The organism is Shinella sp. OV683, from assembly GCF_057787725.1.
In genome coordinates, this window is the sequence record NZ_CM173543.1 from 3,647,438 (window position 1) to 3,673,397 (window position 25,960).

At 59.7% G+C, this 25,960-nt stretch carries 23 protein-coding genes and 1 pseudogene; 14 read left to right on the forward strand and 10 right to left on the reverse strand.

The window, feature by feature from the left end; all coding sequences use genetic code 11:
* Positions 1-1,002 (forward strand): NAD(P)H-quinone oxidoreductase, encoded by a 1,002-nt coding sequence (locus ACXHRN_RS17660; RefSeq protein WP_488637618.1) that lies wholly within the window; start codon positions 1-3, stop codon positions 1,000-1,002.
* 229 nt (positions 1,003-1,231) lie between these two features.
* Here ACXHRN_RS17660 and ACXHRN_RS17665 read toward each other — a convergent pair whose 3' ends face one another.
* Together ACXHRN_RS17665 and ACXHRN_RS17670 are read right to left on the reverse strand one after the other, a co-directional pair.
* Complete coding sequence (locus ACXHRN_RS17665) at positions 1,232-1,987, reverse strand: enoyl-CoA hydratase (RefSeq protein ID WP_488637619.1); 756 nt, start codon at positions 1,985-1,987, stop codon at positions 1,232-1,234.
* A gap of 1 nt (position 1,988) precedes the next feature.
* Positions 1,989-3,617 (reverse strand): acyl-CoA synthetase, encoded by a 1,629-nt coding sequence (locus ACXHRN_RS17670; protein WP_488637620.1) that lies wholly within the window; start codon positions 3,615-3,617, stop codon positions 1,989-1,991.
* Between the two features lie 193 nt (positions 3,618-3,810).
* Here ACXHRN_RS17670 and ACXHRN_RS17675 point away from each other — a divergent pair, with 193 nt between their 5' ends.
* Positions 3,811-4,500, forward strand: a complete 690-nt coding sequence (locus tag ACXHRN_RS17675) for an HAD family hydrolase (RefSeq protein WP_488637621.1) — start codon at positions 3,811-3,813, stop codon at positions 4,498-4,500.
* Positions 4,501-4,791: 291 nt separating this feature from the next.
* Here ACXHRN_RS17675 and ACXHRN_RS17680 read toward each other — a convergent pair whose 3' ends face one another.
* Positions 4,792-5,364, reverse strand: coding sequence for a hypothetical protein (locus ACXHRN_RS17680; protein ID WP_488637622.1), 573 nt, complete (start codon positions 5,362-5,364; stop codon positions 4,792-4,794).
* A 244-nt stretch (positions 5,365-5,608) separates the two neighbouring features.
* Here ACXHRN_RS17680 and thrC point away from each other — a divergent pair, with 244 nt between their 5' ends.
* The 6 genes from thrC (at position 5,609) to ACXHRN_RS17710 (ending at position 13,471) form a co-directional block, all read left to right on the forward strand.
* Positions 5,609-7,006, forward strand: a complete 1,398-nt coding sequence (gene thrC / locus ACXHRN_RS17685) for a threonine synthase (protein ID WP_488637623.1) — start codon at positions 5,609-5,611, stop codon at positions 7,004-7,006.
* A gap of 19 nt (positions 7,007-7,025) precedes the next feature.
* On the forward strand, positions 7,026-8,321 hold the full coding sequence (locus tag ACXHRN_RS17690; protein WP_488637624.1) for a M16 family metallopeptidase: 1,296 nt from the start codon (positions 7,026-7,028) through the stop codon (positions 8,319-8,321).
* A 28-nt stretch (positions 8,322-8,349) separates the two neighbouring features.
* The gene (locus tag ACXHRN_RS17695; protein ID WP_488637625.1) at positions 8,350-8,961 is read left to right on the forward strand and encodes a GNAT family N-acetyltransferase; all 612 of its coding nucleotides are present in this window, start codon (positions 8,350-8,352) and stop codon (positions 8,959-8,961) included.
* 62 nt (positions 8,962-9,023) lie between these two features.
* Entirely contained in the window at positions 9,024-11,873 is a 2,850-nt protein-coding gene (locus ACXHRN_RS17700) for an EAL domain-containing protein (RefSeq protein WP_488641934.1), read from the forward strand.
* Positions 11,874-12,052: 179 nt separating this feature from the next.
* Positions 12,053-12,760 carry an LAPAL motif-containing putative phage structural protein gene (locus ACXHRN_RS17705; RefSeq protein ID WP_488637626.1) on the forward strand — a complete coding sequence of 236 codons (708 nt, stop codon included), beginning with the start codon at positions 12,053-12,055 and terminating at the stop codon, positions 12,758-12,760.
* An 84-nt stretch (positions 12,761-12,844) separates the two neighbouring features.
* On the forward strand, positions 12,845-13,471 hold the full coding sequence (locus tag ACXHRN_RS17710) for a KTSC domain-containing protein (RefSeq protein WP_488637627.1): 627 nt from the start codon (positions 12,845-12,847) through the stop codon (positions 13,469-13,471).
* A gap of 48 nt (positions 13,472-13,519) precedes the next feature.
* Here the strand turns inward: ACXHRN_RS17710 and ACXHRN_RS17715 are convergent, their stop codons facing one another.
* Positions 13,520-14,128 (reverse strand): YqgE/AlgH family protein, encoded by a 609-nt coding sequence (locus ACXHRN_RS17715; protein WP_488637628.1) that lies wholly within the window; start codon positions 14,126-14,128, stop codon positions 13,520-13,522.
* Between the two features lie 123 nt (positions 14,129-14,251).
* Here ACXHRN_RS17715 and ACXHRN_RS17720 point away from each other — a divergent pair, with 123 nt between their 5' ends.
* From ACXHRN_RS17720 to ACXHRN_RS17735, 4 genes are all read left to right on the forward strand, one after another.
* Positions 14,252-15,061, forward strand: coding sequence for a protein-disulfide reductase DsbD domain-containing protein (locus ACXHRN_RS17720; protein ID WP_488637629.1), 810 nt, complete (start codon positions 14,252-14,254; stop codon positions 15,059-15,061).
* Positions 15,062-15,105: 44 nt separating this feature from the next.
* A complete protein-coding gene (locus ACXHRN_RS17725; RefSeq protein WP_488637630.1) occupies positions 15,106-15,591 on the forward strand; it encodes a redoxin family protein in 486 nt (161 codons plus the stop codon).
* A 155-nt stretch (positions 15,592-15,746) separates the two neighbouring features.
* Positions 15,747-17,021, forward strand: a complete 1,275-nt coding sequence (locus ACXHRN_RS17730; RefSeq protein ID WP_488637631.1) for a flavin monoamine oxidase family protein — start codon at positions 15,747-15,749, stop codon at positions 17,019-17,021.
* A gap of 179 nt (positions 17,022-17,200) precedes the next feature.
* Complete coding sequence (locus tag ACXHRN_RS17735) at positions 17,201-19,291, forward strand: putative bifunctional diguanylate cyclase/phosphodiesterase (RefSeq protein ID WP_488637632.1); 2,091 nt, start codon at positions 17,201-17,203, stop codon at positions 19,289-19,291.
* A 64-nt stretch (positions 19,292-19,355) separates the two neighbouring features.
* On the opposite strand, the gene ACXHRN_RS17740 is transcribed toward ACXHRN_RS17735, so the two are convergent.
* On the reverse strand, positions 19,356-21,548 hold the full coding sequence (locus ACXHRN_RS17740; RefSeq protein WP_488637633.1) for an esterase-like activity of phytase family protein: 2,193 nt from the start codon (positions 21,546-21,548) through the stop codon (positions 19,356-19,358).
* Between the two features lie 115 nt (positions 21,549-21,663).
* Between ACXHRN_RS17740 and ACXHRN_RS17745 the strand changes: the two genes are divergently transcribed.
* Positions 21,664-21,993 (forward strand): type II toxin-antitoxin system HigB family toxin, encoded by a 330-nt coding sequence (locus ACXHRN_RS17745; RefSeq protein WP_488637634.1) that lies wholly within the window; start codon positions 21,664-21,666, stop codon positions 21,991-21,993.
* Positions 21,981-22,367 carry a helix-turn-helix domain-containing protein gene (locus tag ACXHRN_RS17750; protein WP_488637635.1) on the forward strand — a complete coding sequence of 129 codons (387 nt, stop codon included), beginning with the start codon at positions 21,981-21,983 and terminating at the stop codon, positions 22,365-22,367. The genes ACXHRN_RS17745 and ACXHRN_RS17750 overlap by 13 nt, the downstream gene beginning before the upstream one ends.
* Here the strand turns inward: ACXHRN_RS17750 and rnhA are convergent.
* The 5 genes and pseudogenes from rnhA to ACXHRN_RS17775 all read right to left on the reverse strand — a co-directional run bounded on the left by rnhA (position 22,354) and on the right by ACXHRN_RS17775 (position 25,951).
* Positions 22,354-22,794 carry a ribonuclease HI gene (gene rnhA / locus ACXHRN_RS17755; protein WP_488637636.1) on the reverse strand — a complete coding sequence of 147 codons (441 nt, stop codon included), beginning with the start codon at positions 22,792-22,794 and terminating at the stop codon, positions 22,354-22,356. The genes ACXHRN_RS17750 and rnhA overlap by 14 nt on opposite strands.
* Positions 22,791-23,768, reverse strand: coding sequence for a homoserine kinase (locus tag ACXHRN_RS17760; RefSeq protein ID WP_488637637.1), 978 nt, complete (start codon positions 23,766-23,768; stop codon positions 22,791-22,793). The genes rnhA and ACXHRN_RS17760 overlap by 4 nt, the downstream gene beginning before the upstream one ends.
* Before the next feature lie 5 nt (positions 23,769-23,773).
* Positions 23,774-24,766, reverse strand: coding sequence for a 4-hydroxy-3-methylbut-2-enyl diphosphate reductase (gene ispH / locus ACXHRN_RS17765; protein WP_488637638.1), 993 nt, complete (start codon positions 24,764-24,766; stop codon positions 23,774-23,776).
* A 95-nt stretch (positions 24,767-24,861) separates the two neighbouring features.
* A pseudogene (locus ACXHRN_RS17770) lies at positions 24,862-25,209 on the reverse strand (DUF1304 domain-containing protein); the annotation flags it as partial.
* A gap of 40 nt (positions 25,210-25,249) precedes the next feature.
* Entirely contained in the window at positions 25,250-25,951 is a 702-nt protein-coding gene (locus ACXHRN_RS17775) for an SURF1 family protein (protein ID WP_488641935.1), read from the reverse strand.
* Between the last annotated feature and the right edge of the window lie 9 nt (positions 25,952-25,960).

Genomic DNA, 25,960 nt, shown 5'->3' on the forward strand with positions numbered 1-25,960 from the left:
ATGACTCTTCCCACCGAAATGCGTTTTGTCGATCTGCCGAAGCCCGGCGAGCCGGAGGCGATGACGATTGCACGCGGGCCGTTGCCGGTGCTGAAGCCTGGCGACATTCTCATCCGTTCGGAGGCCATCGGCGTCAACCGGCCGGATGTCGCGCAACGGCAAGGCCACTATCCACCACCGCCGGATGCCAGCCCCATCCTCGGGCTGGAGGTCGCCGGCGAAATCGTCGCGTTGGGCGAAGGAGCCTCGGGCTTTTCGATTGGCGACAAGGTCTGCGCGCTGGCCAATGGCGGGGCGTATGCCGAATATTGCGCTGCGCCGGCCACGCAGGCGTTGCCCTGGCCCAAGGGATATGATGCGATCCGGGCCGCGGCTCTGCCCGAGACGTTTTTCACCGTATGGGCCAACCTGTTCATGATGGCCGGGCTGAAGGCGGGCGAGAGCGTGCTGATCCATGGCGGCTCCAGCGGCATCGGAACGACAGCCATCCAGCTTGCCAAGGCGCGCGGCGCGGCCGTCTATGTCACCGTCGGCAACGACGAAAAGGCTGAGGCCTGCCTCAATCTCGGCGCTACGCGGGCGATCAATTACAAGACTGAAGATTTCGCCGAAGTCGTCAAATCTGAAACGGGAAAACGCGGCGTGGATGTCATTCTCGACATGATCGGCGCTGCCTATTTCGACCGCAACCTCGCATGCCTCGCCCGCGATGGACGCCTGTCCATCATCGCCTTTCTCGGCGGCGCAGTGGCGGAGAAAGCCAATCTGACACCGATCATGGTCAAGCGATTACGGGTGATGGGCTCAACGATGCGGCCGCGTACGGCTGCTGAAAAGGGCGCGATTCGCAATCAGCTGTTCGACAAGGTGTGGCCGTTGATTGAGGCTGGTGATGTGGCGCCGGTGATCAACAAGGTATTTGATTTCGAAGAGGTGGTGGATGCACATCGGCTGATGGAATCGAGCGATCACATCGGCAAGATTGTGCTGCGGGTGAGTTGATATTTGAGGCGCAGTGCTGACGGGCGATCGCCCAGCAGCCCCCTCATCCGGCCTACGGCCACCTTCTCCCCGCTGGGGGAGAAGAGCGATCTTGATCCGATCGCGCTACATCTGGAATTCACCTACCGCAAAGCCACCTGTGGAACGTAGGAGTCGTCTATTCCCTCTTCTCCCCAGCGGGGAGAGGGTGGCCGTAGGCCGGATGAGGGGGCTGTAGCATTCGGTGATCCTATCGTTTCACGAACCCCGCTATCTTCTCCCGCGTCTCCAGCATCTCCATATTATCCGCCATTGCTGCCGCTGCCTCAGCATAGGCGTCGGCGATATCCATCTCCGCCTGGCGATAGAACAGCGCTTTTCCCAGCCCGATTGCATCGGGCAATTTTGCCGAAATCGCGCGGGCTGCCTCCATCACCACGTCATCAAGCTTTTCCAAAGGCACCGCCGCATTGATCAAGCCGATCTCGGCGGCGCGCGGCGCCAGAATTAGCCGCCCGGTCAGCGCCAGGTCCAGCGCCTGCTTAGGGTGAACGGCGCGCGACAGCGCCACAGATGGCGTCGAGCAGAACAGGCCGAGATTGATGCCGTTGATGCCAAACTTGGCGGTTTCGACGGCATAGGCAAGATCGCAGGTGGCGACAAGCTGGCAGCCGGCGGCGACAGCAGCGCCCTGAACGCGAGCGATGAACGGCTTCGGAGAATTTCGGATCGACAGCATCAGCCGCGAGCAACGATCGAAATGCGCCCGCTGCCAGGCGTGATCCTCATGCGCCAGCATCTCTTCCAGATCGTGGCCAGCGCAGAAAATCTTGCCGTTGGCCGCGAGCACGATGACCCGCGCGTCGTCGTTTGCGCTGACCTCGGCAATCCCGTTCTCCAGAGCACCCATCATTTCGGCGGAAAGCGCGTTGCCCTTGTCCGGTCGATTGAGCGTGAGAGTGGCAATCCCGTCGGCGATCTGCAGCTGCACCAGTTCGACGCCCATGTCATTGCTCCTTGAAGCGATCGCGCAGCTTGAACTTCTGGATCTTGCCGGTCGAGGTGCGTGGCAGTTCCGAGAACACGAAGTAGCGCGGCACCTTGAAGCCCGCGAGGTGCTTGCGGCACCACTCGCCGAGTTCTTCCTCGGTCGCCGACATGCCGGCTCTCAGCTCGATGAAGGCACAGGGCGTTTCGCCCCATTTGTCATCCGGCTTGGCCACTACGGCCGCGTTGGCTACCGCTGGATGCTTGTAGAGTGCATCCTCGACCTCGATGGACGAAATATTCTCTCCGCCCGAGATGATGATGTCCTTCGACCGGTCCTTGAGCTGGATGTAACCATCCGTATGCATCACGCCGAGATCGCCGGAATGGAACCAGCCACCGGCAAATGCTGCCTCGGACGCCTTGGCATTCTTGAGATAGCCCTTCATCACCACATTGCCGGAAAACATCACTTCGCCGATAGTCTCGCCATCGCGCGGGACCGGCTCCATCGTTTCCGGATCCATGACGTCAAGCCGTTCTAGCGTCGTATAGGGAACGCCTTGGCGGGCCTTCATTCGGGCCCAGTTGGACGGGTCGAGATCGTCCCAATGGCCCTGCCATTCGTTGACGACGGAAGGTCCATAGGTCTCGGTCAAACCGTAGAGATGTATTACCTCGAAGCCCGACTGCTTCATCGCCCCCAACACGGCCTCAGGTGGCGGAGCCGCAGCCGTCATGAATGTGATGCGCTTTGCCACCGGCCGCTTCTCGGCTTCCGTAGCGTTGAGAATCGTCGACATGACGATCGGGGCGCCACACATATGCGTCACACCATGGGCGGCAATCGCCTCGTAGATCGCCGAGGCGCGCACCTGACGCAGGCACACATGCGTGCCGCCGACGACCGAAATCGACCATGGAAAGCACCAGCCGTTGCAATGAAACATCGGCAGGGTCCAGAGATAGACGGCACCGCTCGGCATCGAACTCGTCAGGATATTGCCGAGCGCCAGCAAGTGGGCGCCTCTGTGATGATAGACGACACCTTTCGGATTGGACGTGGTGCCCGAGGTATAGTTGAGCGAGATCGCATCCCATTCGTCATCGGGTGCGCGATACGGATGTTTTTCATCGCCGCCGGAGATGAAAGCTTCATAGTCGATCTCGCCGAGGCGCTCGCCGGTCTGGGCAAATTCGGGATCGTCGTAATCGATCACCAACGGTTTTGCCCTCGCAGTCGCGAGTGCAGCCTTGATGGTCGGGGCGAATTCCCGGTCAGTGATCAATACCTTTGCTTCGCCGTGATCGAGGATAAATGAAATCGTCGCCGCGTCGAGCCTGGTGTTCATGGTGTTGAGCACCGCACCAATCAGCGGGACACCGTAGTGGCACTCAATCATCGGCGGCGTATTGGCCAGCATCACGGCGACAGTGTCACCCTTGCCGATACCGCGCCGCGACAGGGCTGAGGCAAGCTTTCGACTGCGCTGTCGAAGCTCGCGATAAGTGGCGCGCTGGCGGCCGTGAATAATGGCCGGTCTATCGGGAAACGTTTCAGCAGCCCGCTCCAGAAACGTGAGCGGGGTCAACGGCTGAAAGTTAGCCGGATTTCTGTCGAGATCCGTATCGTAGATTGAATTGTTCATGGCCGGGCTCCTCCCCTGCAACAAACTCTAGGGCAATTGCCAGGGCTTGGAAAGTTCGCCAAAGGTCTGACGAGCATGCCGCCGCGACCCCACGGAATACCGGCCATGCAGGCAGCGGCATTGCTTCAAAGGGCGCAATCGTGTAGGCAGCCGGAAATGCCATTCTCCCCCAAATTAAAGAGATCGTTCGACAATGTCCGGCTTTGACCTCATCCTTTTTGACTGCGACGGCGTGCTCGTCGATTCCGAAATCATCGCCGCCGAGGTCGAGTCCAAGCTGCTTCGCGAAGCGGGTGTCGAGATAACGGCGGAAGACATGTGCGTCCGTTTTGCCGGCATGGACTGGAAGAGCATCCTGCTGACGATCGAGAAGGAATCTGAGCTACCGCTTTCGGCGAGCCTGATCGACAAATCAGAAAAGCTGCTGGATGCGGCATTGGCCAGGCGCCTCAAGATCATTGACGGCGTGCGCTACGCGCTTTCCAAGATCACCGAGCAGCGCTGCATCTGCTCCAACTCGTCGTCGCCGCGGCTGGAGCTGGAGCTGAACAAAGTAGGCCTCAAGCCGTATTTCGAGGGTCATATCTATTCCGCCATCGACCTTGGGCCGGGGCGCACAAAGCCCAAGCCGGATATCTATCTACATGGCGCCAAGCAGTTCAATGTCGAACCGTCGCGTTGCCTGGTGATCGAGGATTCGGTGCATGGCGTGCATGCGGCGCGCGCAGCCGGCATGCGGGTCATCGGCTTTACCGGTGGCAGCCATACATATCCCACCCATGCCGACCGCCTGACGGATGCGGGCGCCGAGACGGTGATTTCGCGGATGGTGGAATTGCCACAGATGGTGGACGCGCTGAAGAACTGGACGGAATTGGCCTGATTGCGTGCGGAGTTCCAGCATGTGGTCTGAAATGAACCCCTCACCTGCAAAATCTAAGACTTAGAAAATGCGCTGACCGGCATCGGATTTTAGCAAGATTGCGTGCGCATTTCCTAAGGTCTTGATTTTGCTTCCTCTCCCACAAGGGGCGAGGTAAATCGCGGCACGGCCTCGCCTTGATTATGCGACGACGAGCGTGGCACCCTACCTCTCCCCTTGTGGGAGAGGATACGAAGGCCGGGCGAGCAAGGCGAGCCTTGGCCGAAGTTGGTGAGGGGTAAAACCCCAACGTCACTTCGTATTATACGGACCTTCGTCGATGCCGGCGAAGAGGCGGGTCAGGCCGGAAGCGCTAGTCAGCAGCACGTCGGGCTTGGTGAATATGAATTGGCCCGAGCCCTGTCCCGGCGGCACAGACGCCTCGAATTTGGTGAGCTCTGAATAGAGCGTCGTATCGCCATCGGTGGCGGCTACCCGGATCGGCAAGGTGTAGGTGCCTGGCTGCCCAGCAGGACCGAGCACGACGCGGACGCGCGCCACCACCGTGACCTTCAGCCCCTGGTCAGACTGGATGCACTGGCGCGTGGTCTGGTCGATCGTTGCCTGCATGATCAGCTTGTCGGGATCGCCCATCCCCTTCTCGTCCTTCTTGACGCCCTTGGCATACTGCCGGTAGATCGCCGTTCCCTCGCGCAGATAGACCTGCGGGCAGGCGCCCTGCACGACGACGGGCTTTTCGACCGCATCGACGGTTTCGACTTTTGGCTTGCTGGAAAAGGTTGTGGAAAGATCTGACGTGCTGCAACCGGCGGCCATTGCGGCGACCGCGAGCGGAGTAAGAATTCGAAGGAATTGACCGGACACTGTTACGCCCCACCCTATTGAAGTCGATTGCGGCAATTTGTTGCCGCCACTTTTGCTATGCGAAATCAGACCTTTTCATGGCCCGTTGAGTTGGTCTATATCAGCCGCAAAATAAAAAATCGATTGGCCAAGATAAAGATTCAGCCATTTTCCAGGGCCTTGCGGACGCAAAGGGAACAATCGGTCACTAACGTGGCTGATAGTCTTTTGACCAGACGCAACCGCCATCATCAGAGGTAGACGAGTGCAATATGTTTCGACGCGGGGCGAGGCTCCGGTATTGGGTTTCTGCGATGCGCTGCTGACCGGTCTGGCGCGCGATGGCGGCCTCTATGTTCCCGAAGCCTGGCCGCATTTTTCCAAGAAGGAAATCCGCTCCTGGCGCGGCAAATCCTATCAGGAGATCGCGCTAGCGGTGCTGACGCCGTTTACCGACGGCGAAATCGCCCATGACGATCTCAAGCGGATGATCGACGAGGCCTACGCGACCTTCCGCCATCCGGCCGTGGCGCCGCTGGTGCAGAATGGCGCCAACTCCTTCATCCTCGAACTCTTCCACGGCACGACGCTGGCGTTCAAGGACGTGGCGATGCAGCTGCTAGCCCGCCTGATGGACCACGCGCTGACCCAGCGCGACGAGCGCTCGACCATCGTCGGCGCGACATCCGGCGACACCGGTGGCGCTGCCATCGACGCGTTTGGCGGCCGTGATCGCACCGATGTGTTTATCCTGTTTCCGCATGGCAAGGTTTCGCCGGTGCAGCAGCGGCAGATGACAACGACTGCGCATGCCAATGTGCATGCAATTGCCGTCAACGGCACGTTCGATGATTGCCAGGACCTCGTCAAAGCGATGTTCAACGACACCAAGTTCCGCGACGGCATGCATCTCGCTGGCGTCAACTCAATCAACTGGGCACGCATCATGGCCCAGATCGTCTATTACTTCACCTCGGCCATCGCGCTTGGCGGGCCAGACCGTAAGGTATCGTTTACAGTGCCGACCGGCAATTTCGGCGACATCTTTGCGGGTTATGCGGCCAAGCGCATGGGCCTGCCGATCAGCAAGCTGGTGGTCGCCACCAACGAAAACGACATCCTAGCCCGGACACTCAAGAGCGGACGCTACGAGATGAAGGGCGTCAAGGCGACGACCTCGCCGTCGATGGACATCCAGATCTCCTCAAACTTCGAACGGCTGCTGTTCGAAGCCTACGATCGCGATCCCGCCAAGGTTCGTTCGGCCATGCAGGGACTGAAGCAATCTGGCTCTTTCGAGATCGAGAAGAAGGCGCTTGCGGCGATCTCCAAGGATTTCAAGGCGGGTCGGGTCAGTGAGTCCCAGGTCGCGAAAACCATCAAGACGACGATGAGCGAGACGGCATACCTGCTCGACCCGCATTCGGCGATCGGCGTCTTCACGGCCAGAAAGTTCGAGAAAACCAACGCTCCGATGGTCATTTTGGCCACTGCGCACCCGGCAAAATTTCCCTTGGCTGTAGAATCCGCTTGCGGTATTAATCCGCCGCTGCCATCGTGGCTTGCTGATCTTATGCAAAGGGAGGAACGCTTCGCGGTGCTGGATGCGGACATAAAGACGGTGGAAGCCTTCATCGCCCAACATGCCCGGATCAAGAGCTGATCGGGCGTCAGAGTTGCTCATGAATGTAGAGTCCACCAGGCTTCCCTCGGGGTTGACGGTCGTTACGGAAGAAATGCCACATCTGGAGAGCGTCGCTCTCGGCGTGTGGGTCAAATCCGGATCACGCAACGAAGCGGAAGATGAGCATGGCGTTGCCCACCTCCTCGAGCACATGGCCTTCAAAGGCACGGCGCGACGAACAGCCCGCCAGATCGCCGAGCAAATCGAGAATGTCGGCGGCGAGGTCAACGCCGCCACCTCGACCGAAACCACTTCCTACTATGCCCGCGTTCTCAAGGATGACGTGCCGCTCGCCGTCGATATTCTTGCCGACATCCTGATCGAGTCGGCCTTCGACGAGGAAGAACTCGAGCGCGAAAAGAATGTCATCCTGCAGGAAATTGGCGCGGCCAATGATACGCCCGATGACATCGTCTTCGACAAATTCACCGAAAAAGCCTTCCTGAACCAGACGATCGGCCGGCCCATTCTCGGCACGCCCGAGTCGGTGATGGCGTTCAATCCCGACGAAATCCGCCGCTATCTCGGCCGCAACTATGTTGCCGACCGGATGTTCGTGGTCGCCGCCGGCGCCGTCAAGCATGACGAATTCGTCCGCGAGGTCGAAAAGCGCTTTGCCGGGCTGCCAACCGTACCCAATGCCGCGATGATCATGGAGCCTGCCAAATATACCGGCGGGCATATCCGCGAAAACCGTGACCTGATGGATGCGCAGATCCTGCTCGGCTTCGAGGGCAAGGCCTATCACGTGCGCGATTTCTATTGCTCGCAGATCCTCGCCAACGTGCTGGGTGGCGGCATGTCGTCACGGCTGTTCCAGGAAGTGCGCGAGATCCGCGGTCTCTGTTACTCGGTCTATGCCTTCCATTGGGGCTTCTCGGACACCGGCATATTCGGCATCCATGCGGCGACCGGCAGTGAAAACCTTCCGGACCTCATTCCGGTCATCATCAATGAACTCAAGAAATCCTCGGAGAATATCCGGCAAGAGGAAATCGACCGCGCTCGCGCCCAGATCCGCGCCCAGCTGTTGATGGGCCAGGAAAGCCCGGCAGCCCGCGCCGGCCAGATCGCCCGGCAGATGATGCTTTACGGACGTCCGATCCCCAACAACGAGTTGATGCAGCGGCTGTCCGACATAACAACCGATCGGCTGACCGACCTTGCAGGGCGGCTGTTCTTCAACCAGGTACCGACGCTTTCCGCGATCGGCCCGGTCGATGACCTGACCCGCTACGAAGACATCATCCAGTCGCTTTCCAGCGCGCAGGCGCACAAGACTGCGGCAGAATAACCCTCTGACGGCACTGGGATCTTACGGGATGTCAAGATCAGTGTTCGGCTTCTTGTCAAAGCAGGCGATTGCCGAGGAGATTTCGGGATCCGAATACTATTACCGCTTGCCGCGCAATTCCGATTACCGTGAATGGTACCGGCTGCGCAGCGAAAGCCGCACCTTCCTGGAACGCTGGGAGCCAGCCTGGGAGGGGGACGCGCTGACCGAAAGCGCCTTCCGCGCCCGCGTCATCCGCTGCAATCAGGAATTCGCCTCCGGTGTCGCGCTGCCGCTTTTTCTCTTTCATCGCAAGAGCGACACGCTGCTCGGTGGCCTGACGATCGGCCATATCCGCCGCGGCGCCTCGCAATCCTGCATGATCGGCTACTGGATGGGCGAGCGCCATGCCGGCCAGGGTCACATGTCGGCGGCGATCGGCCTGGCTGTCCACCATATCTTTGAACGGCTTAACTTGCACCGGATCGAAGCTGCCTGTATTCCGGAGAACGAACGGTCAATCCGCTTGCTTGAAAAAGCCGGATTCCAGCGCGAAGGCTATATGCACGACTATTTGAAGATCCGGGGCGAATGGCGTGACCACCTTCTCTATGCGCTCGTCTCCAATAAGAATAACAGGTACGGGGCATTAAGCATTTGACAGCGAGAATTCACAAGCCGCGCCCGCTCGGCCTGGGCCCGTTCGGCGCCTGCTTCGGCGCCTTGCTGTTTTTTGCTGCGCTGTTTCTGCCGTCGCTGGCGCTTGCGCTCGAACCCGTGAAGATTTCCCGCGAGGACAAGGCGCTTGATCTCACCGCCGTCGCCGAGATCTATGCCAACCAGGGCGAGGCCTTCCAGGTTTCGACCGCTGCGGGCACCGACGGCATCGTCCGCCGCATCGAAGTGCGGGCAAGTTCGACAAACCACAATGGCGACTGGGCGGTCTTCGCGCTCGCCAACGTCTCCGACGAACAGCTCGAGAGGCTGATTGTGGCACCGCATTACCGGCTGGTGAATTCCAATATCTTCTGGCCCGATCTTGGCTCGGACCGCATCATCGCCATCACCCCGAGCGAAGGTTTTGCGCTCGACCGCGTGGCCAGCAACGATGCCGACGTGTTCTCGATCACGCTCAATCCGGGCGCCGTGATCACCTTCGTTGCCGAAATCACCTCGCCGCAGCTGCCGCAGCTCTATCTCTGGGAGCCGGAGACCTACAAGGACACGATCAACGCCTTTACGCTCTACCACGGCATCGTGCTCGGCATCGCCGGGCTGCTGGCGGTGTTCCTCACCAATCTGTTCGTCATCAAGGGCACGTCGATGCTGCCGGCGACGGCGGCTCTGGCCTGGGCGGTGCTCGGCTATATCTGCGTCGATTTCGGCTTTCTCGAGCAGCTGTTCGGCGACAACACGCTGGATGAGCGAATATGGCGAGCCGGCGCTGAAGTGGCGCTCGCGTCCGGCCTGGTGATCTTTCTGTTTACCTATCTCAATCTCAGTCGATGGCATGCGAACCTCGCTTATGCGACGCTCGCCTGGGTGCTTGGGCTGGGCACGTTGTTCGGCGTGGCCATCTATGATCCGTCGATCGCCGCCGGCATCGCCCGCCTGTCGTTTGCGCTGACCGCATTGGTCGGCATCGTCCTGATCGTCTTCCTCGGCTTCCGGAGGTATGATCGGGCAATCCTGCTGATACCATCCTGGATCGTCATTCTTGTCTGGTTGTTCGGGGCTTGGCTGACGGTCACCGGCAAGCTCGACAACGACATCGTCCAGCCGGCGCTTGCCTTCGGCCTGGTGCTGATCGTGCTGCTAATCGCCTTTACGGTCATGCAGCATGCCTTCTCTGGTGGTGCCTATCAGCAAGGCCTGTTCTCCGATCTCGAGCGGCAATCGCTGGCGCTGACCGGCTCTGGCGACACGATCTTCGACTGGGATGTCAGCCGCGACCGCGTCACCACCATCCCCGATATTGCGACGAAGCTTGGCGCCATGCCCGGTACGCTGCATGGTCCGGCACGCAACTGGCTGCCGCGATTGCATCCCGACGACCGCGATCGGTTTCGCGCCACGCTCGATATCCTGCTGGCGCAGAAACGCGGTCGGCTGGCGCATGATTTCCGCCTGCGCGCCGAGGATGGACAATATCACTGGCTGTCGATCCGGGCGCGGCCGGTGCTCGCCGGCAATGGCGAGATCGCCCGTTGCGTCGGCATCGTCGCCGATGTCACCGAGCAGAAGAACATTGTCGACCGGCTGCTCAGCGATGCGCTCAACGACAACCTGACCGGCTTGCCCAATCGCCAGCTGTTCCTTGATCGCCTGCAGTCGCTGCTGTCGCTCGCCAGCCAGGACGAGAGCATGCGGCCAACGGTGATGACGATCGACATCGACCGCTATAAGCAAGTGAATGACTCGCTGGGCATCGCTGCCGGCGACAACATCCTCATCGCCCTGACCCGCCGTCTGCGCCGTCTGCTGAAGCCGCAGGACACGCTGGGCAGGCTTGCAGGCGACGAATTCGGCATCGTGCTGATGTCGGAAACGGACCCTGCGCGGATTGCCGATTTCGCTGACATGGTGGCCAAGGCCGTTTCCGTGCCGATCAATTTCGCCAACCAGGAAATCATCCTGACCTCGTCAATCGGCATCGTTTCCTGGACCGACCAGTCGACCTCCGGCGAAGGCCTGCTGAACGACGCCGAACTGGCCATGTACCGCGCCAAGAAGAGCGGCGGCGACCGGGTCGAGCCGTTCCAGCCGGCTTTCCGCATGGCCGTCTCCGATCGCCTGCAGCTCGAATCCGACCTTCGCCGCGCCATTGAGCGCAAGGAGCTATCGATGGTCTACCAGCCGATCGTGCGGCTGGACGATGCCGAGATCGCCGGCTTCGAGGCCCTGATGCGCTGGGATCATCCCAAGCGCGGCAACGTGCCACCTGATGAGTTCATTCCGCTGGCGGAAAGCTCGAGCTTCATCAACGAACTTGGCCTGTTCGCCTTCGAGCGCGCGACGACCGATCTGGCGGCTTGGCTGGCCAATACCGGCGAAGTGCCGTTCTTCGTCTCGGTCAATCTGTCGAGCGCGCAGCTGATCAACTCCACCCTGATCGAGGACATCAAGCGGGCGCTGAACCGCTCCGACAACCAGCCGGGCCGGTTCAAGCTGGAACTCACCGAGACCATGGTGATGGAGAACCCGGAACAGTCGCGACTGGTGCTGGAGAAACTGCGCGAGCTCGGCATCGGCCTGGCGCTCGACGATTTCGGCGCCGGCTTCTCGTCACTCGGCTATATCACCCGCTTCCCCTTCGACACCGTGAAGATCGACAAGATGTTGATCCGCGACAAGAGCGAGAAGCGCGACGTGCTGCTTCGTTCGATCATCTCCATGGCGACGGAACTGGGCATGACCTTGGTGGCCGAAGGCATCGAGACCGAGGAAGATGCGATCAAACTCGGCGAGATGGGCTGCCAATACGGCCAGAGCTACCATTTCGGCCCGCCCATCGGTGCGGATTCGGTACAGCGATTGCTGACGGAGCGGTTTCCGCTGATGAAGCGCGGGTAAGCCGTGGCGCGCGGCGAAACAACTCACGGCATACGAACCTATAAATATCGTCATATGACAGTTGAATGACTTCCCCGCAGAGCAATATCGACAAATAGTACGCCTCCCTCTCAGACATCGATAGTAATTGCCAAATCATCTTCTCCGCATTATTTTCAGTGCGAGTATGAGGGGCTGCAATGACACGTATTGTTGGCGGTGACTTCAGAGGAATATTTATGTTCCGCACGGCCGAGCTTTGGCTCGAAGTGAGGGCATCGGATTTTCTGGGCATTCATGTAGCCGCCGGTGCAAGCTACGATTCCACCGACATACGACGGGTCGCCAGATCCGCAATGGAGCAGCCTGTTCATGGCGAAGGCACTTCTGGCTGGCAGCAGCATAAGTATGCCGTTGAGTTCTCCGACGGAAAGAGTCTGGTCTTTCTATCAGACCGCCACCCAAGTCCCGGCTTCGCCTGCTTTGCAAAGTACATTGAAGAACACGCATTGATCGACGCCGGGCCGTCTGCCGATGAAACTGACGGCAAGGAAGCACCGGGGGACCAAAGTGCGATCGAGCCTCAGCCGAACCGTCCACCGGCTGATGAGCAGGAGTTCACGAGAATTGTCGAGCGGGTTCTCCCCATCAAGAAATCGGTGCTGTCCGGCAGGGGAAAATGGCAGTTCAAATCCGGGAAGTCGACCCTCAGCCTGCCCATCGCCGATCAAGCCTGGCTTGAGGCGTTCCGAAAAGGCCGGTACCCACTCAGCCCGGGCGATGCATTGCGCGTCGAACTGAAATGCATCTGCAGCCATGATGAAAGCGGTGACCTGATCGAGCGGATCGAAGAGGTGTTCAAGGTCATCGAGGTCATCAAACCGGATTTGACGGGATCGATGACATAGATGCTTCGCCCGGTCATTAACCGACGCTTCATACCATCTTCAAGAATATGCCAATTTCCCAACTCCGCCTGCTAGGCTTTGGGCATGAAGCACAACCCGTTCCGATATCTCGCCTGGACCGCCCTGGCCGTCATCATTTTCGTGACCGTCTCGCCGATCGATTGGCGGCCTCCTGACGTGCTGCCGGTCGACGTTGACCGGGCGCTCGCCTGCGCTGTTTTCGCCGGCTTGTTTGTTCTGGCCTATCCGCGGCAGTGGCCCTGGGTGGGCGCGGTGATGGTGGTTGGTGCCGGGCTCATCGAGTTGCTACAGGAACTGTCGCCGACGCGCCACGCGCGGATCGATGATGCCCTGGTCAAAGCCATGGGGGCGTTCATTGGGGTTACCTTTGGAGCTTTGCTTGCCAGCGCGCTTAAACTGGATCGCGCGGGTGGCTCCCGTTACCGGCCGCGGTTGGTCACATCGACTTATCGTCCCCGCAAGAAGCCGAACCCAGCGGCCATGCAGACGCTGCCTGTCACCTCGCGAATGATCGAGGCGGTCTATTTCAGCACGGAAGACGGCCTGCTGCGGCTACGTTTCAAGAACGGCGAGGAACGGCTGTTCGAGGGCGTGCCATACACGGAAGTTCTGGCCATGACGCAATCGCCATCGCCGGGGCGCTTTTATGCTGAAAAGATCCGGCCGAATTACACCAAGATCGCGGCTTGATCCGAGGAGGTTCGCCTCACACGAGGGCCGGATGGGTCGTGGGTGGCGTTAGCCGTGTCCCGCCTGCATCGACAGCATGGCTGGATGGATGCCCATCAGGCCGAGTGCCCGATTGTATTTGTCATCCAGGCATTTTTCGAAGATCAGCGCTTCGTCGGCCGGGCAGGTCAGCCAGCCATTGTTGGCGATCTCGCTTTCGATCTGCCCTGCCCCCCAGCCCGCATAACCGAGCATCAGGGCGGCCTTGACCGGGCCTTTGCCGCGCGACATGGCGCGGATGATATCCACAGTCGCCGTCAGGCAGATTTCCTCGCTGACCGGGATCGAGGACTGGGTGAGATAATCATCGGAATGCAGCACGAAACCACGGCCGGTTTCGACCGGACCACCCTTGCGGATCGGGAATTCACGGGTTTCATCCGGTAGAAGGATCGCATCCTCGTCGCCGATCACCTTGAGGTGCACGAGGATATCGACGAAGGTCAATTGCTGCGGCTGGTTGATGACGAAACCCATGGCGCCTTCGGCCGAATGGGCGCAGATATAGACGACCGCGCGCGAAAAATTGGTGTCAGCGATGCCTGGCATGGCGATCAGGAACTGACCGTCAAGAAACCCGCGTTCGCCCTTGCTCTTTAGCGACTTTAGATCAACCATCCGAACAGCCTATCAATTCACGGTGAAATGAAAAGTGTTTACATGCAATTCGGCCGCTTTTTTCGTAGAAGCTGATAGTGCATCAGATTGCGCCACGATCTTGGACGAGGATTATCGCATAGCATGACAAAGCGGCTCAAATTTATACTTCTCGGCATGGGCTTGCTCGGAGCCAGCGCCGTCGCGGCTGACGCTGCCATCAGCCCGTGGGCCTATTCCGAGGGCGGCAAGATGCGTCTGTCAGCGCTTGCCGACGGTGCCGACAAGGTGACCGCAATCCTCGAAATCGACCCGGCGCCCGGCTGGAAGACCTATTGGCGCGATCCCGGTGATGCCGGCGTACCGCCGGAAATCGACCTGTCCGCCGGCCGCAATCTGAAGCTATTGAAAATTTCCTATCCCGCGCCCGAAATTTCGCAGGATGAAGGGGGCCGCTTTCTCGGCTATCATCGTTCGGTCACCCTGGTTCTGGAGCTCGAAAAGCCGGATCCGAGCCAGGAATCGGAGCTGAATGCCAACGTGCTTGTGGGGCTTTGCAAGGACATCTGCCTGCCGTTTCAATCCACATTCACCCTGCCGCTCGACAATATCGACCAACCGCAGGGCGACGAATTCATGAAGATCCAGATGGCCAAGGCCGAGTTGCCCGAGCAGCCTTCGCCTGCCTTCGAGATCACCAACTCTGGGCTGACGGCTGACAAGGCCTACTTCGAGGCAACGATTGCCAGCCCCGGCGATGCGATGCCGGAAATTGCAGTCGCGCCCTCGCATGGCATATTGCTGGGTGGCAAGCCGGAGATCATACAAAAGGACGGACGCACCCATATACGCTATCCTGTCAAACGCCTGCCCGCCTCAATGAAGGGGGCGACCGTGACGCTGCTCGTCAAGGCTGCCGGCCGCTCGATCGAAACCACGCTTGCCATTGAGTGACGCGCGCGATAGCAAAATGCCTCAAATCAATTTGGAGATGACACGTGACGATTGCCATTGGTGACAAGGTTCCGGCTGCAACGCTGAAGGAAAAGACGGCCGACGGCGTGGCGGAAATCAAGACAGAGGATTTCCTCAAGGGTCGCACGATCGTGCTGTTTGCGGTGCCGGGTGCCTTTACACCCACCTGCTCCACCAACCATCTTCCGGGCTTCCTGGAAAACCGCGATGCTTTCTATGCCAAGGGCGTCGAAGAGATCGCCGTAGTCGCCGTCAACGACCATCACGTGATGAATGCCTGGGCCAAGGCTTCGGGCGGCGAAGGCAAGATTCGCTTTCTCGCCGATGGCAACGGCAATTTCGCCAAGGCGCTGGGTCTTGAAGCGGATCTTTCCGGCAGCGGTCTCGGGTTGCGCTCGAAGCGCTTTTCGATGCTGATCAACGATGGCACCGTCGTCCAGCTGAATATCGAAGACACGACAGGCAAGGCTGAAACGTCAGGCGCCGCGACGCTGCTTGGCCAGCTCTGATATTCTTCAATGCCGATTGAACAGAGGGCCTTGCGAGAAATCGCGAGGCCCTTTCTTTAGATGTAGCGGAAACAATTGCCTTTCTTCTATATTGCTGATTGAACATTCATTCAATATAGTTGGCTGATCTGATTGAGCCTGCAAAGGAATCTCCCATGTCTCAGCGCGATGTTATCGTTGTTGGCGCCGGCTTTACAGGCCTCTCGGCCGCCAAGGTGCTTGCCGATGCCGGCGTGGATGTGGTGCTGCTCGAAGCCCGCGACCGTGTCGGCGGGCGGGTGGAATCCGCTGTTCTGGCGGATGGACTGCGCGTCGATACCGGCGGTCAATTTCTCTGCCGAGACATGCCGGAGGTGATGGCGCTGGCGAAGGCGAACGGCAAGACGCTGGTTCGATCCTATGACGACGGCGACGCGGTCTTCCAGCCGTTCATGCCTGTCGAGCAAGGCTACGCTATCGGCGATGAGATCGAGGCGCTGCGTGAGCTCGAGCGGAGCGTCGATCTCAATGATCCTGCCCTCGCTGACCTGACCGTGTCCGATTGGGTGGCAAGGCAGGAGGCAAGTGCCGAGGCCAAGCGAGGGTTCCTGGCCCTCGTCGACGGGCTCTGGTGCCGGTCGCCCGACGAGATTTCCTTCGTCTATCTCGCATCCACCGACAAGCGCATCACCAATACGCATTTCGAACTGGAGTTCTTCCTCGCCGAGACCATGCATTCGCTGGCGGAAAATCTCGCTGAGGGGCTCGGAGACCATGTGCTGCTCAGTTCACCAGTCACGAAGGTCGAGCACTCCAGAAGCGGTGTCAAAGTGCTCGCCGGTGGCAAGGAATTTGCCGCGCGTCAGCTTGTCATCGCCCTGCCCCCGGTGATGGCACGGAAGCTCGAGTTCGTCCCTGCCCTCCCTGCCAGGCTCGAACGCGCCTTTGCGGCATGGGCGAGTGGCACGGTGATCAAGCTGCTGGTTCGCTACGAAAGGCCATTCTGGCGAGCGCACGGACTGAGCGGTACGGTGATGTGGAGCGAACCACAGGGCCTTTATGCGTGTGACGTCAGCCGCCGCACGGACGACGCAGCACTGGTGGTCTTCGTTGGCGGTCCGCTTGCCGCGGCATGGCATGACCGGGATGAGAGCACCGTCAAGCAGTTCATCGTGGAGAAACTCGTTGCTGCGCTGGGCGAAGATGCCGGCCGCCCTGTCGAGATCAGCCTTCGCGACTGGACGGACGACCAGTGGAGCGGCGGCGCCTACAGCGATTCAATCGTTGATGTCACGGCGGTCGTTGCCGAGCAGGTTATCCTCGCTGGCGTGCCATCGATACGTTTTGCAGCGTCGGAATTGTCCCCTTCATTTCCCGGCTATATCGAGGGCGCAATCGTTGCCGGACGGCAGGCAGCCGGAGAAGTTCTAGCCGGATTATCGAGGCGGTAACAGGCTGAAAGGCCTTTCAAATCGCTTCCCGAATTGTGCCGATGCCGACCATCTCGCTCCGGTTTTATTCCGACATAGACTATTAATCATACTAAATACTTCACGGCTGGATTAATTATATTTCAATAACAAATCCAGATGCTGGCCGAGATAGTTCACCAGGCCAGTTAAGTTTTCCCATGATCTCAGTCGTCAACTGCATAACCGACAAGCACAACATCTGGCTTGTTCTCGTGGCTGCCTTGATTTGCGTTTCCGGCTGCTGGGCGGTTGTCCGCCTTTACCGGCGCAGTCGATCGGCAAGCGGTGTCGAGACATTCGGCTGGCAGTTCCTTGCGGCAACCGCCGCAGGATCATCGATCTGGTCGACACATTTCGTCGCCATACTGGCCTACGAGCCCGGCACGCCGGTGACCTTCGATCCTACCCTGACGATTGTTTCGCTGCTGGTGGCAATGGTCGGGTCATTCAGCGGCTTCGTCGTCGCAAGCTCGATCCGCACCGCGTGGAGCCCGGCCGTCGGTGGCGGCATCGTCGGCCTGGCGGTCGCTATCATGCATTACACCGGCATGCGCGCCTACATTGTCGAAGGCAATGTCGAATGGAACCTCACCTATCTCGTCGCCTCGGTCATTCTGGCTGTGTCGATTTCGACGCTCGCGATCCACTTTGCCAGCATGGACAGTGGCGTCCGCAGCAAGGTGCTCTCGGTCGGGTTGCTGACCGGCGCAATCGTCAGCCTGCACTTTACCGGCATGACCGCCGTCCAGATAACGCCGCTGCAAATCGAGAGCGATTTCACCAATCCGGGCGCGATGCAGGCCATGGCGCTGGCCATTGCGCTTGTCGGGCTCATCATTGTCGGCTCCGTACTCGCGAGCTACCTGATCGACGACCAGACCCGCAGCCGGTCGATGCGCCAGCTACGCCATATGGCGCTCAGCGATGCGCTGACAGGCCTCGCCAATCGCGCGTCGTTCGGCGATCACATGGACGATGCCATCGAAGCCTCCCTGAGGGATGGCAGCAAGTTCATGCTGGCTGCGATCGATCTCGACCGCTTCAAGGAAATCAACGACATCCGCGGCCATTCGGCCGGCGATACCGCCTTGCAGACGCTTTCCAAGCGCATGAAAGACTTCGACGATGGTGGGCTGTTCGTTGCCCGGGTCGGTGGCGATGAATTCGCTATCATCATGGCATTCGAAGAGCGCAAGAATGCGCATAAGCGGCTCGCCCGGCTGCGCGAAGAGCTGATCAAGCCCTTCTACATCGATGGTGTCGAACTCTCGGTCGGCGCAAGTATCGGCGCCTGTGTGTTTCCCACCGACGCGAGCGAGAAAACCGCGCTGATCAACCATACCGACCTGGCGCTTTATCGCGCCAAGACCGAGATTGCCGACAAGATCTGCTTCTTCGACAATGTGATGGACGAAGCCGTGAAGTATCGGCGCGAACTCGCCGCCGACCTTCGTCAGGCAATCGAGCGCAACGAGCTCGAAGTCTACTACCAGGTCCAGACCTCGATTTCCGACAGTGTCGTTACCGGCTACGAGGCGTTGCTGCGCTGGCACCATCCGAACCGCGGCACGATCCCGCCAAGCGAGTTCATTCCGCTCGCCGAAGAGAACGGCCTGATCCTGCAGCTCGGCGAATGGGTGCTGCGCACCGCTTGCGTCCAATGTGCGCCTTTCGCCATGAAGGTCGCGGTCAACCTGTCGCCGATCCAGTTCCTGCACCCCAACCTGCCGGGTCTGGTGGCCGACATCCTCGCCGAGACCGGCATGCTGGCAGAATATCTCGAACTGGAGCTGACCGAGTCCGCCATCATCCACGACAAGGAGCGCACGCTGACGCAGTTGCAGGCAATCCGCAAGCTCGGCGTGACCATTGCGCTCGATGATTTCGGCACCGGCTATTCCTCGCTCGATACGCTCCGCGCTTTCCCGTTCGACAAGATCAAGCTCGATCGCACCTTCATGGACGAGCTGGAAACCAGCGACCAGGCACGGTCGATCATCCGCGCGGTGCTGTCACTTGGCAAAAGCCTGGATATCCCGGTGCTTGCCGAAGGCATTGAAACCAAGGATCAGCTGGCAATTCTTGCCGCGGAAGGCTGTGACGCAGCTCAGGGCTACCTGCTCGGCAGACCGGCGCCGATGTCCAGCATCCTCTCCTCGCTGACGGAAAAGGTGGATGAGGTGGGACAGCTGAAAGCGGTGCTTGAGGCGTTGGGCGACGAAGACGACGTCAAATCCGCGGCGGCCTGACAGGCCGATCATTCGAGATCGATAGAAGGAGCGGGCAGAACCCGCTCCTTCTGTTTTGCAGATATCAGTTGGTGCCCTTGATATCGACGGCGAAGAACATCGTCTCGCCCGAGGAATCGTCGGTGCCGTCGTTGTCGGTGACGGCAAATGCCTTGCCCTCGGCGTCGAACGCGAAGCCCTCGAGCTTGTCGACGATGTAGCCGTGCTGGCTGGCGAGGTCGCCGAGGAAGTCATGGACTTCTTCCTTGTTGACGACCGGAAGTTCGCCGCCAAGCTTTGCAGGCTTCAGCTCCGAAAGCGCGATGCGATAGAGCTTCTTGAGCTTTGCCTTGTCGCCGATCTGGTTGTCGCGCTCGATGACATAGGCGAAATCGCCGTTGAATGTCAGTTCCGATAGACCGACCCAGCCCTCTTTCGTCTTGTCGAGCGGATAGTGCACGGCGCCCCATTCCTTCGACGACGGCTTGTAGGAGAGGAGCTTGACCATGCCCTTCGGGTCATCCTTCCATTCGCGCTGCACGGCCATCCAGAGCACGGTGTCATCGCCCTTGCCGCTGATGGCGATGCCTTCGAAACCGAAGCGGGTTGAGCCTTTCAGCAGGTCTTCAGGCAGTGCAATCTCGTCCTTGATTTCGCCCTTCTTGTTGACGTGGTAGAGCGCATGCGGCACGAGCTTGTCGGCATTGCCTTCGGACGCCAGCCAGAACCAACCTTCCTCGTCCACGGCTACGCCTTCGATGTCGAGCTTCTGGGCCCGTTCGCCATTGCGCTTGACGACCATCCGATCGGTGATCTTGGCCGGGCTTTGGGTGGCATCGATCGTATAGATCGACGGCTGCATGCCGAGCACAGAATCGCTGATCGCGTAGAGATGACCCGGCTTTTCCGGCACGGCGGCAAGTCCAGAAAGGGCCGCCCAGCCGAGAACTTCGCCGTCCTTGTCCACCGACTCGATCTGCGGATAGGCCTGCTTGTCCTCGCCGAGTTCATAAAGCATCACATGGGAGCGGGCAGCACCATCCTCGACCAGATCGACCTCGTTGGCGGAGGCGAAAAGATTGCGCGACGGGATCGCCACGCCGCCCTCCGGCGAAATGCCCGACGGCAGCATCTGCACGAGTTCGAGCTTGTCGCCATTGTCCTTGTAGACGGCAGCGAGCGAAGCGCGTTCAAGCAGCACGAAGACGTATTTCTGGCCGCCAAAGGTTGCGGTTTCCAAGCCTTCGGCCTCGACGCCCTTCTTGCCGGCGCGCTTTTCGGGATAGTGGCCGATGCGGGCAGCGGCGAGTTCCAGCTCGACGCCGCTGTCGAACAGCACCTTGCCCTTGGTGTCGAAGACGGTGACGCTGCGGGCGCCGCCGTTCCAGTCGCCTTCATTGGCGACAACAAGTCGATTGTCATCCAGCCACTTGATGGCGTCCGGCTCGCGCACAACACCTTCCAGCTTGCCATTGAAATCGAGCGAGCCATTGGTCTTGACGTCCGTGCCGGAGATATCGACCTTGCCGGCCGAGAAATGCGACGTCACTGTACCGGTCTTGCCGTCGACGATGACGATATGGTTGTTTTCCTGCAGCGTGACGGCGATCTCGCCCTTGGCGTTGATCGAGACAAATTCCGGCTCCGGATCTTCCGGTGCGATTTCGGCAAGACCAGTCATGGCGACATGCTTGAGGCCGGAGCAATCAGCGGCGCCATCCTTGATCGGCACGATGACGAGGTCGCCAGCCGGCATCTGCGGCAGAGCGCCATCGTTGAGCTCTTCATCGCGCTCGTTCTCGATGGCGATCGCGGCAAAGCTCTTGTCGGGCGAAATGGCGATGGAATCAGGCTGACCGCCGAGATCGCAGGACGCCTCGACCGTCTTGGACTTGATGTCGATGACTTCCAGCTTGCCGGTCGGGTGCTGCTTGTCCTTCTCGGTGTTGACCGCCGTCAGCGCCTTGCCGCCGATGATGGCGACAGATGTCGGCTCACCATCCAGCATGACCGAGCCAAGCGGCTTGGGGTTCTTGGCGTCAGTGATATCGATGAGGCCCAGCGCCTTGAGCGGGCTCGACGTATAGGCCAGCGTCATGCCGTCTTCGGTTGCGGCGATGATCTCGGCCGATGTCGGCTTGTTCACATCAATGTCGGCAGGCGTGTTGGTTGCCACCGGAAACGAGGCGATGCGATTGAAAACGGGTTCGGCATAGGCAATGGCTGATGTCGAAGCCAGCAGCACGGCAAGCGCCGTGGTTGAAAAGCGAAGCGTCATTGGAAATCCCTCCATGGTGATAAAGAGAAGGCACTCCTCGCGCATACGGATGACAGGGAGATGACAACGACGTGAATGATTAGATCAACGACGACGTTGCAGGAAAGTTACCGCCATGGTAACTTTACCTATGATCATTGTCTCGCTTGATCGCATTCACACCTTCATCAAGCGTCACAAGCGAGGGCTGGACGCCAAAACCGATCTGCTTTCCTGGTACTGGGAAGCAAAGGCGGCCGAATGGAACAGTCCGCATGATTTGAAACTGCGCTATCCGAAAGCCAGTGTCCTCAGGGGTGGCGTGGTTATCTTCAACATCAAGGGCAATGAGTTCAGACTGATCACCCGGATCAACTATCAGGCTAAAGTGATACTCATCGAGTGGATCGGTACGCACAGAGAGTATGACAGGGTCATTGCGGAGAATGTGACATGGAAAGAGTGACGATCAAAGCAATCCATACGGCAGAAGAGCATGCCAATGCGATCGATATGATCAGCACCGTCATGAAGCTTGATGCGCCGGATGACGCGGATATTGCCATGCTGGAGACGCTTGGCATTCTGGTCGAGCGCTATGAGGAGAGCGCCTTCCCGATGGAGCATCCGAGTCCTGCCGATGCCATTCGCTTTCGCATGGATCAGATGGATTTGAACCAGACGGCGCTCGCTGATTTGACTGGATTACCCAAATCCCGCATTTCGGAGCTGCTCAATGGCAAGCGTTCGCTGACGCTGGATATGATCCGCGTGCTGCACGACAAGCTCGGCATTCCGTCAGACATCCTGATTGGACGCGAACCGCTCAGCGCTTCTTGAACGGCTCCATGCCCTTGCGTGCCAATTCGTCGGCGCGCTCGTTTTCCGGATGGCCGGCATGGCCCTTGACCCAATGCCAGGTCACCTTGTGGCGCTGGTTGGCGGCATCAAGCGCCTGCCAGAGTTCGCCATTCTTGACCGGCTTCTTGTCGGCGGTCTTCCAGCCGTTTTTCTTCCAGCCGAAGATCCACTTGCCGATGCCATCCATTACATACTTGCTGTCGGTGTAGAGGTCGACTTCGCAGGGCGTCTTGAGCGCCGTGAGAGCCGAGATCGCCGCCGTCAGTTCCATACGGTTGTTGGTGGTATCGGCCTCGCCGCCGAACAGTTCCTTTTCGGTTTCTCCGTAGCGAAGAACCGCGCCCCAGCCGCCAGGTCCGGGATTGCCGGAGCAGGCGCCGTCGGTAAACACATCAACATGCTTCATGCGGTCACCGGCATTTCCAGGCCGTATTCGGCAGCGCTCCGGATGTGCTGGTGGAAGCGCAGCTTGCGCAGGTACTCCTTCGGGTCCTTCTTGGTGACCATGGCGCCGGGGGGCGTCATCAGCCAGTCGTAAAGACGGGTGAGGAAGAAACGCAGTGCCGAACCGCGCGCAAAAATCGGCAGCGCATCAATCTCGGCCCGGGAAAGCGGCCGCACCGACTGGTAGCCGGCGATCAACGCCATTCCCTTGGTGATGTTATAGGACCAGTCCTTCTCGAAGCACCAGGCATTGAGGCACACCGAGAGATCATAGGCGAAATAGTCGTTGCAGGCGAAATAGAAATCAATCAGGCCCGACAGCTTGTCGTCGAGAAAGAAGACATTGTCCGGGAACAGATCGGCATGGATGACGCCGGAGGGCAGACCTTGCGGCCAGTTCTCTTCCAGGAAGGAAAGCTCAGCACCGATCTCGCCGGCAAGCCCGACCTCGACCTCGTCAGCGCGACCGACGGACTTGTCCCATAGCGGCCGCCAGCCTTCGACCGACAGTGCGTTCTTGCGGGTGATCTCAAAGCCTTCTCCGGCGAGATGCATCTTGGCGAGCGCTATACCGACGTCGCGGCAATGGCGCGCCTCCGGCTTGCGCAACCACATGCCCTCGAGAAAGGAAATCAGGGCAGCGGGGCGGCTGGCGAGTTCACCGAGCAATCCGCCATCCTCGCGCACCACCGGCAGAGGGCAGGAAAGCCCACCGGCCGCCAGATGCTGCATCAGGCCGAGAAAGAACGGCAGGTCGTTCGGATCGACGCGCTTCTCATAGAGCGTCAGGATGTAGGGTGCCTTGTCGGTATGCAGCAGGAAGTTGGAATTCTCCACACCCTCGGCAATGCCCTTGTAGGACATCAGGTTGCCGGCATCATAATGCGACAGGAAGGCGGCCAGGTCGTCTTCGTTGATATCGGTATAGACGGCCACGGACCTTACTCTCCATTCACGAAGGCCATGTCGGCCGTCGTCAGTTCAATTTTCCTGAGTTCCCGGTTGACCGGAAAGTGTTCGTTTTCCTCGGCCATCTCGGCAAGTTCGACGGTCGCGTCATAGCGTTGACGGAACGCATCGATGATCTCGTTGACGACCACTTCAGGCGCAGATGCCCCTGCCGAAAGTCCGACCGTCGCCAGCGGGCCATAGGCATCCCAATCGATTTCCGAGGCACGCTGCACGAGTTCGGCATGCCGGGCGCCGGACTTCAGCGCCACTTCGACCAAACGTTTGGAATTGGACGAGTTCGGCGAGCCGACGATCAGGAAGAGATCGCAGCCGGGTGAAGCCAGCTTGACTGCTTCCTGGCGATTGGTGGTGGCATAGCAGATCGATTCAGCCATTGGATCGTGCAGGTTCGGGAACCGCTCTTTCAGCTTGGCGATGACATCTTCCATGTCGTCCACCGACAGTGTCGTCTGCGTGACATAGCCGAGCTTGTTGGGATCGGCGGGTTGATAGCGTTCGGCATCCTCGACCGTCTCGACCAGCGACATGCTGCCTTCAACCATCTGGCCCATCGTGCCGATGACTTCAGGATGGCCGTCGTGGCCGATCAGGATCACATGCCGGCCGAGCCGCTGGTGGCGAAGCGCCTGCTTGTGGACTTTCGACACGAGCGGACACGTCGCATCGAGATAAAACAGATTGCGGGCTATGGCATCCTGCGGCACCGACTTCGGCACGCCATGGGCGGAGAACACTACGGGCTGTGCGCGATGCTCATCGGGGATCTCATCGAGTTCCTCGACGAAGATCGCGCCCTTGGCTTCGAGGCCTTCGACCACGAAACGATTGTGAACGATCTCATGGCGGACATAGACCGGCGCGCCATAGGCCTTCAGCGCCAGAACCACAATCTGGATCGCACGATCGACACCGGCGCAGAAACCGCGCGGGGCGCAGAGGCGTATGGAAAGCGGTTGCTTCATCAGCGGATCAGGACCTCGTTCAGCGTGCTGTTTTGAGCGGTTTGCGGCTTGGCGCAGCAATCCATGTTCAAATAGGGATTGGCGAAGGCCAGGGTAATAGCCAGTGCTGTTATAGCGGGCAAGCCCTGAATGAAAAGGATGCGGCGCGACACGGTGACAGCGCCAAACAGCGCAGCGAGAATGACGCAGCCGAGGAAGAACATCTTGATATCGAACTCGAAGATCTCGCTGTTGACCAGCAGCGACCACAGCAGGCCCGCGCCGAGAAAGCCGTTGTAGAGCCCCTGGTTGGCGGCAAGCACCTTCATCGTCTTGGCCTGTTCGGGCGTGTTGCCAAAGGCCTTCAGCCCGCGCGGCTTGGTCCACAGGAACATTTCCAGATAAAGAAATCCGAAATGCAGGAGCGCGACAACGAAGACCAGCACATCGGAAATCACGTCCATATTCGGTATCCTCACCCAAGGGAGTTGCAACAGAAAATTTCTAGCGCGCCCGCTTACGGAACGCCAGTGCGGCAATCACGACCATCGCCGCTGCCAGGCCATACCATGTGACGGCGTAGCTCAGATGATTGTTGGGGAGATCGATCTGGGTGACGCCGCCCTGCGGATAGCCGCCCGGATTGGGCGCATTGCCGGCATCGATGAAGAAGGGCAGCAGGCTGGCCTTGTCGATGCCGGCGCCGGCCGCCATCGCGTCGATATCCTTCCAGAAGTAAAGATCCTTGGCGGGCTCGTTATCCGGCACGAGCGAGGATGGTTTTTCCGCCAGCTTGGCGCGGGCAAGGCCGACGAGAGTCACCTCGCCCTCCAGCTGGCCCTTGAGGCGCTTTGCGGGGTCCTTCAGCTCCTCGGGCACGAAGCCGCGATTGACCAGCACGGCCTTGCCGCTGGCAGCGTGCAACGGTGTGTAGACATAGAAGCCCGGCTGGCCATCCTGCGTTGCCAGAAAATAAAACTCATGGGCGTTGTCGAATGTGCCGGTCGCGGTGATGGCGGCGTAGTCGACGTCCCCGCCCCTGTTGACGATATCGGCGGCGGCATCGACGGACATTGGCGGCGCAGTGCGGCGCGCCTCGATCTCCGCGATCAGGGCCTCTTTCCATTGCAGACGTTCGACCTGCCAGGTGCCGAGCGACAGCAGGATGACAAACGCCACACCGAGCGCCACGAGGGTAGCGATCATCCGGCCCCG

Bases quoted from the DNA above. Each gene is read 5' to 3' on its own strand.
- ACXHRN_RS17705 (WP_488637626.1), top strand. From the start codon at position 12,053: ATGACACGTATTGTTGGCGGTGACTTCAGAGGAATATTTATGTTCCGC.
- ACXHRN_RS17675 (WP_488637621.1), top strand. From the start codon at position 3,811: ATGTCCGGCTTTGACCTCATCCTTTTTGACTGCGACGGCGTGCTCGTC.
- ACXHRN_RS17710 (WP_488637627.1), top strand. From the start codon at position 12,845: ATGAAGCACAACCCGTTCCGATATCTCGCCTGGACCGCCCTGGCCGTC.
- ACXHRN_RS17750 (WP_488637635.1), top strand. From the start codon at position 21,981: ATGGAAAGAGTGACGATCAAAGCAATCCATACGGCAGAAGAGCATGCC.
- ACXHRN_RS17735 (WP_488637632.1), top strand. From the start codon at position 17,201: ATGATCTCAGTCGTCAACTGCATAACCGACAAGCACAACATCTGGCTT.
- ACXHRN_RS17695 (WP_488637625.1), top strand. From the start codon at position 8,350: ATGTCAAGATCAGTGTTCGGCTTCTTGTCAAAGCAGGCGATTGCCGAG.
- ACXHRN_RS17745 (WP_488637634.1), top strand. From the start codon at position 21,664: ATGGTAACTTTACCTATGATCATTGTCTCGCTTGATCGCATTCACACC.
- ACXHRN_RS17720 (WP_488637629.1), top strand. From the start codon at position 14,252: ATGACAAAGCGGCTCAAATTTATACTTCTCGGCATGGGCTTGCTCGGA.
- ACXHRN_RS17775 (WP_488641935.1), bottom strand. From the start codon at position 25,951: ATGATCGCTACCCTCGTGGCGCTCGGTGTGGCGTTTGTCATCCTGCTG.
- rnhA (WP_488637636.1), bottom strand. From the start codon at position 22,794: ATGAAGCATGTTGATGTGTTTACCGACGGCGCCTGCTCCGGCAATCCC.
- ACXHRN_RS17730 (WP_488637631.1), top strand. From the start codon at position 15,747: ATGTCTCAGCGCGATGTTATCGTTGTTGGCGCCGGCTTTACAGGCCTC.
- ACXHRN_RS17715 (WP_488637628.1), bottom strand. From the start codon at position 14,128: ATGGTTGATCTAAAGTCGCTAAAGAGCAAGGGCGAACGCGGGTTTCTT.
- ACXHRN_RS17660 (WP_488637618.1), top strand. From the start codon at position 1: ATGACTCTTCCCACCGAAATGCGTTTTGTCGATCTGCCGAAGCCCGGC.
- ACXHRN_RS17740 (WP_488637633.1), bottom strand. From the start codon at position 21,548: ATGACGCTTCGCTTTTCAACCACGGCGCTTGCCGTGCTGCTGGCTTCG.
- ACXHRN_RS17665 (WP_488637619.1), bottom strand. From the start codon at position 1,987: ATGGGCGTCGAACTGGTGCAGCTGCAGATCGCCGACGGGATTGCCACT.
- ispH (WP_488637638.1), bottom strand. From the start codon at position 24,766: ATGAAGCAACCGCTTTCCATACGCCTCTGCGCCCCGCGCGGTTTCTGC.
- ACXHRN_RS17670 (WP_488637620.1), bottom strand. From the start codon at position 3,617: ATGAACAATTCAATCTACGATACGGATCTCGACAGAAATCCGGCTAAC.
- ACXHRN_RS17690 (WP_488637624.1), top strand. From the start codon at position 7,026: ATGAATGTAGAGTCCACCAGGCTTCCCTCGGGGTTGACGGTCGTTACG.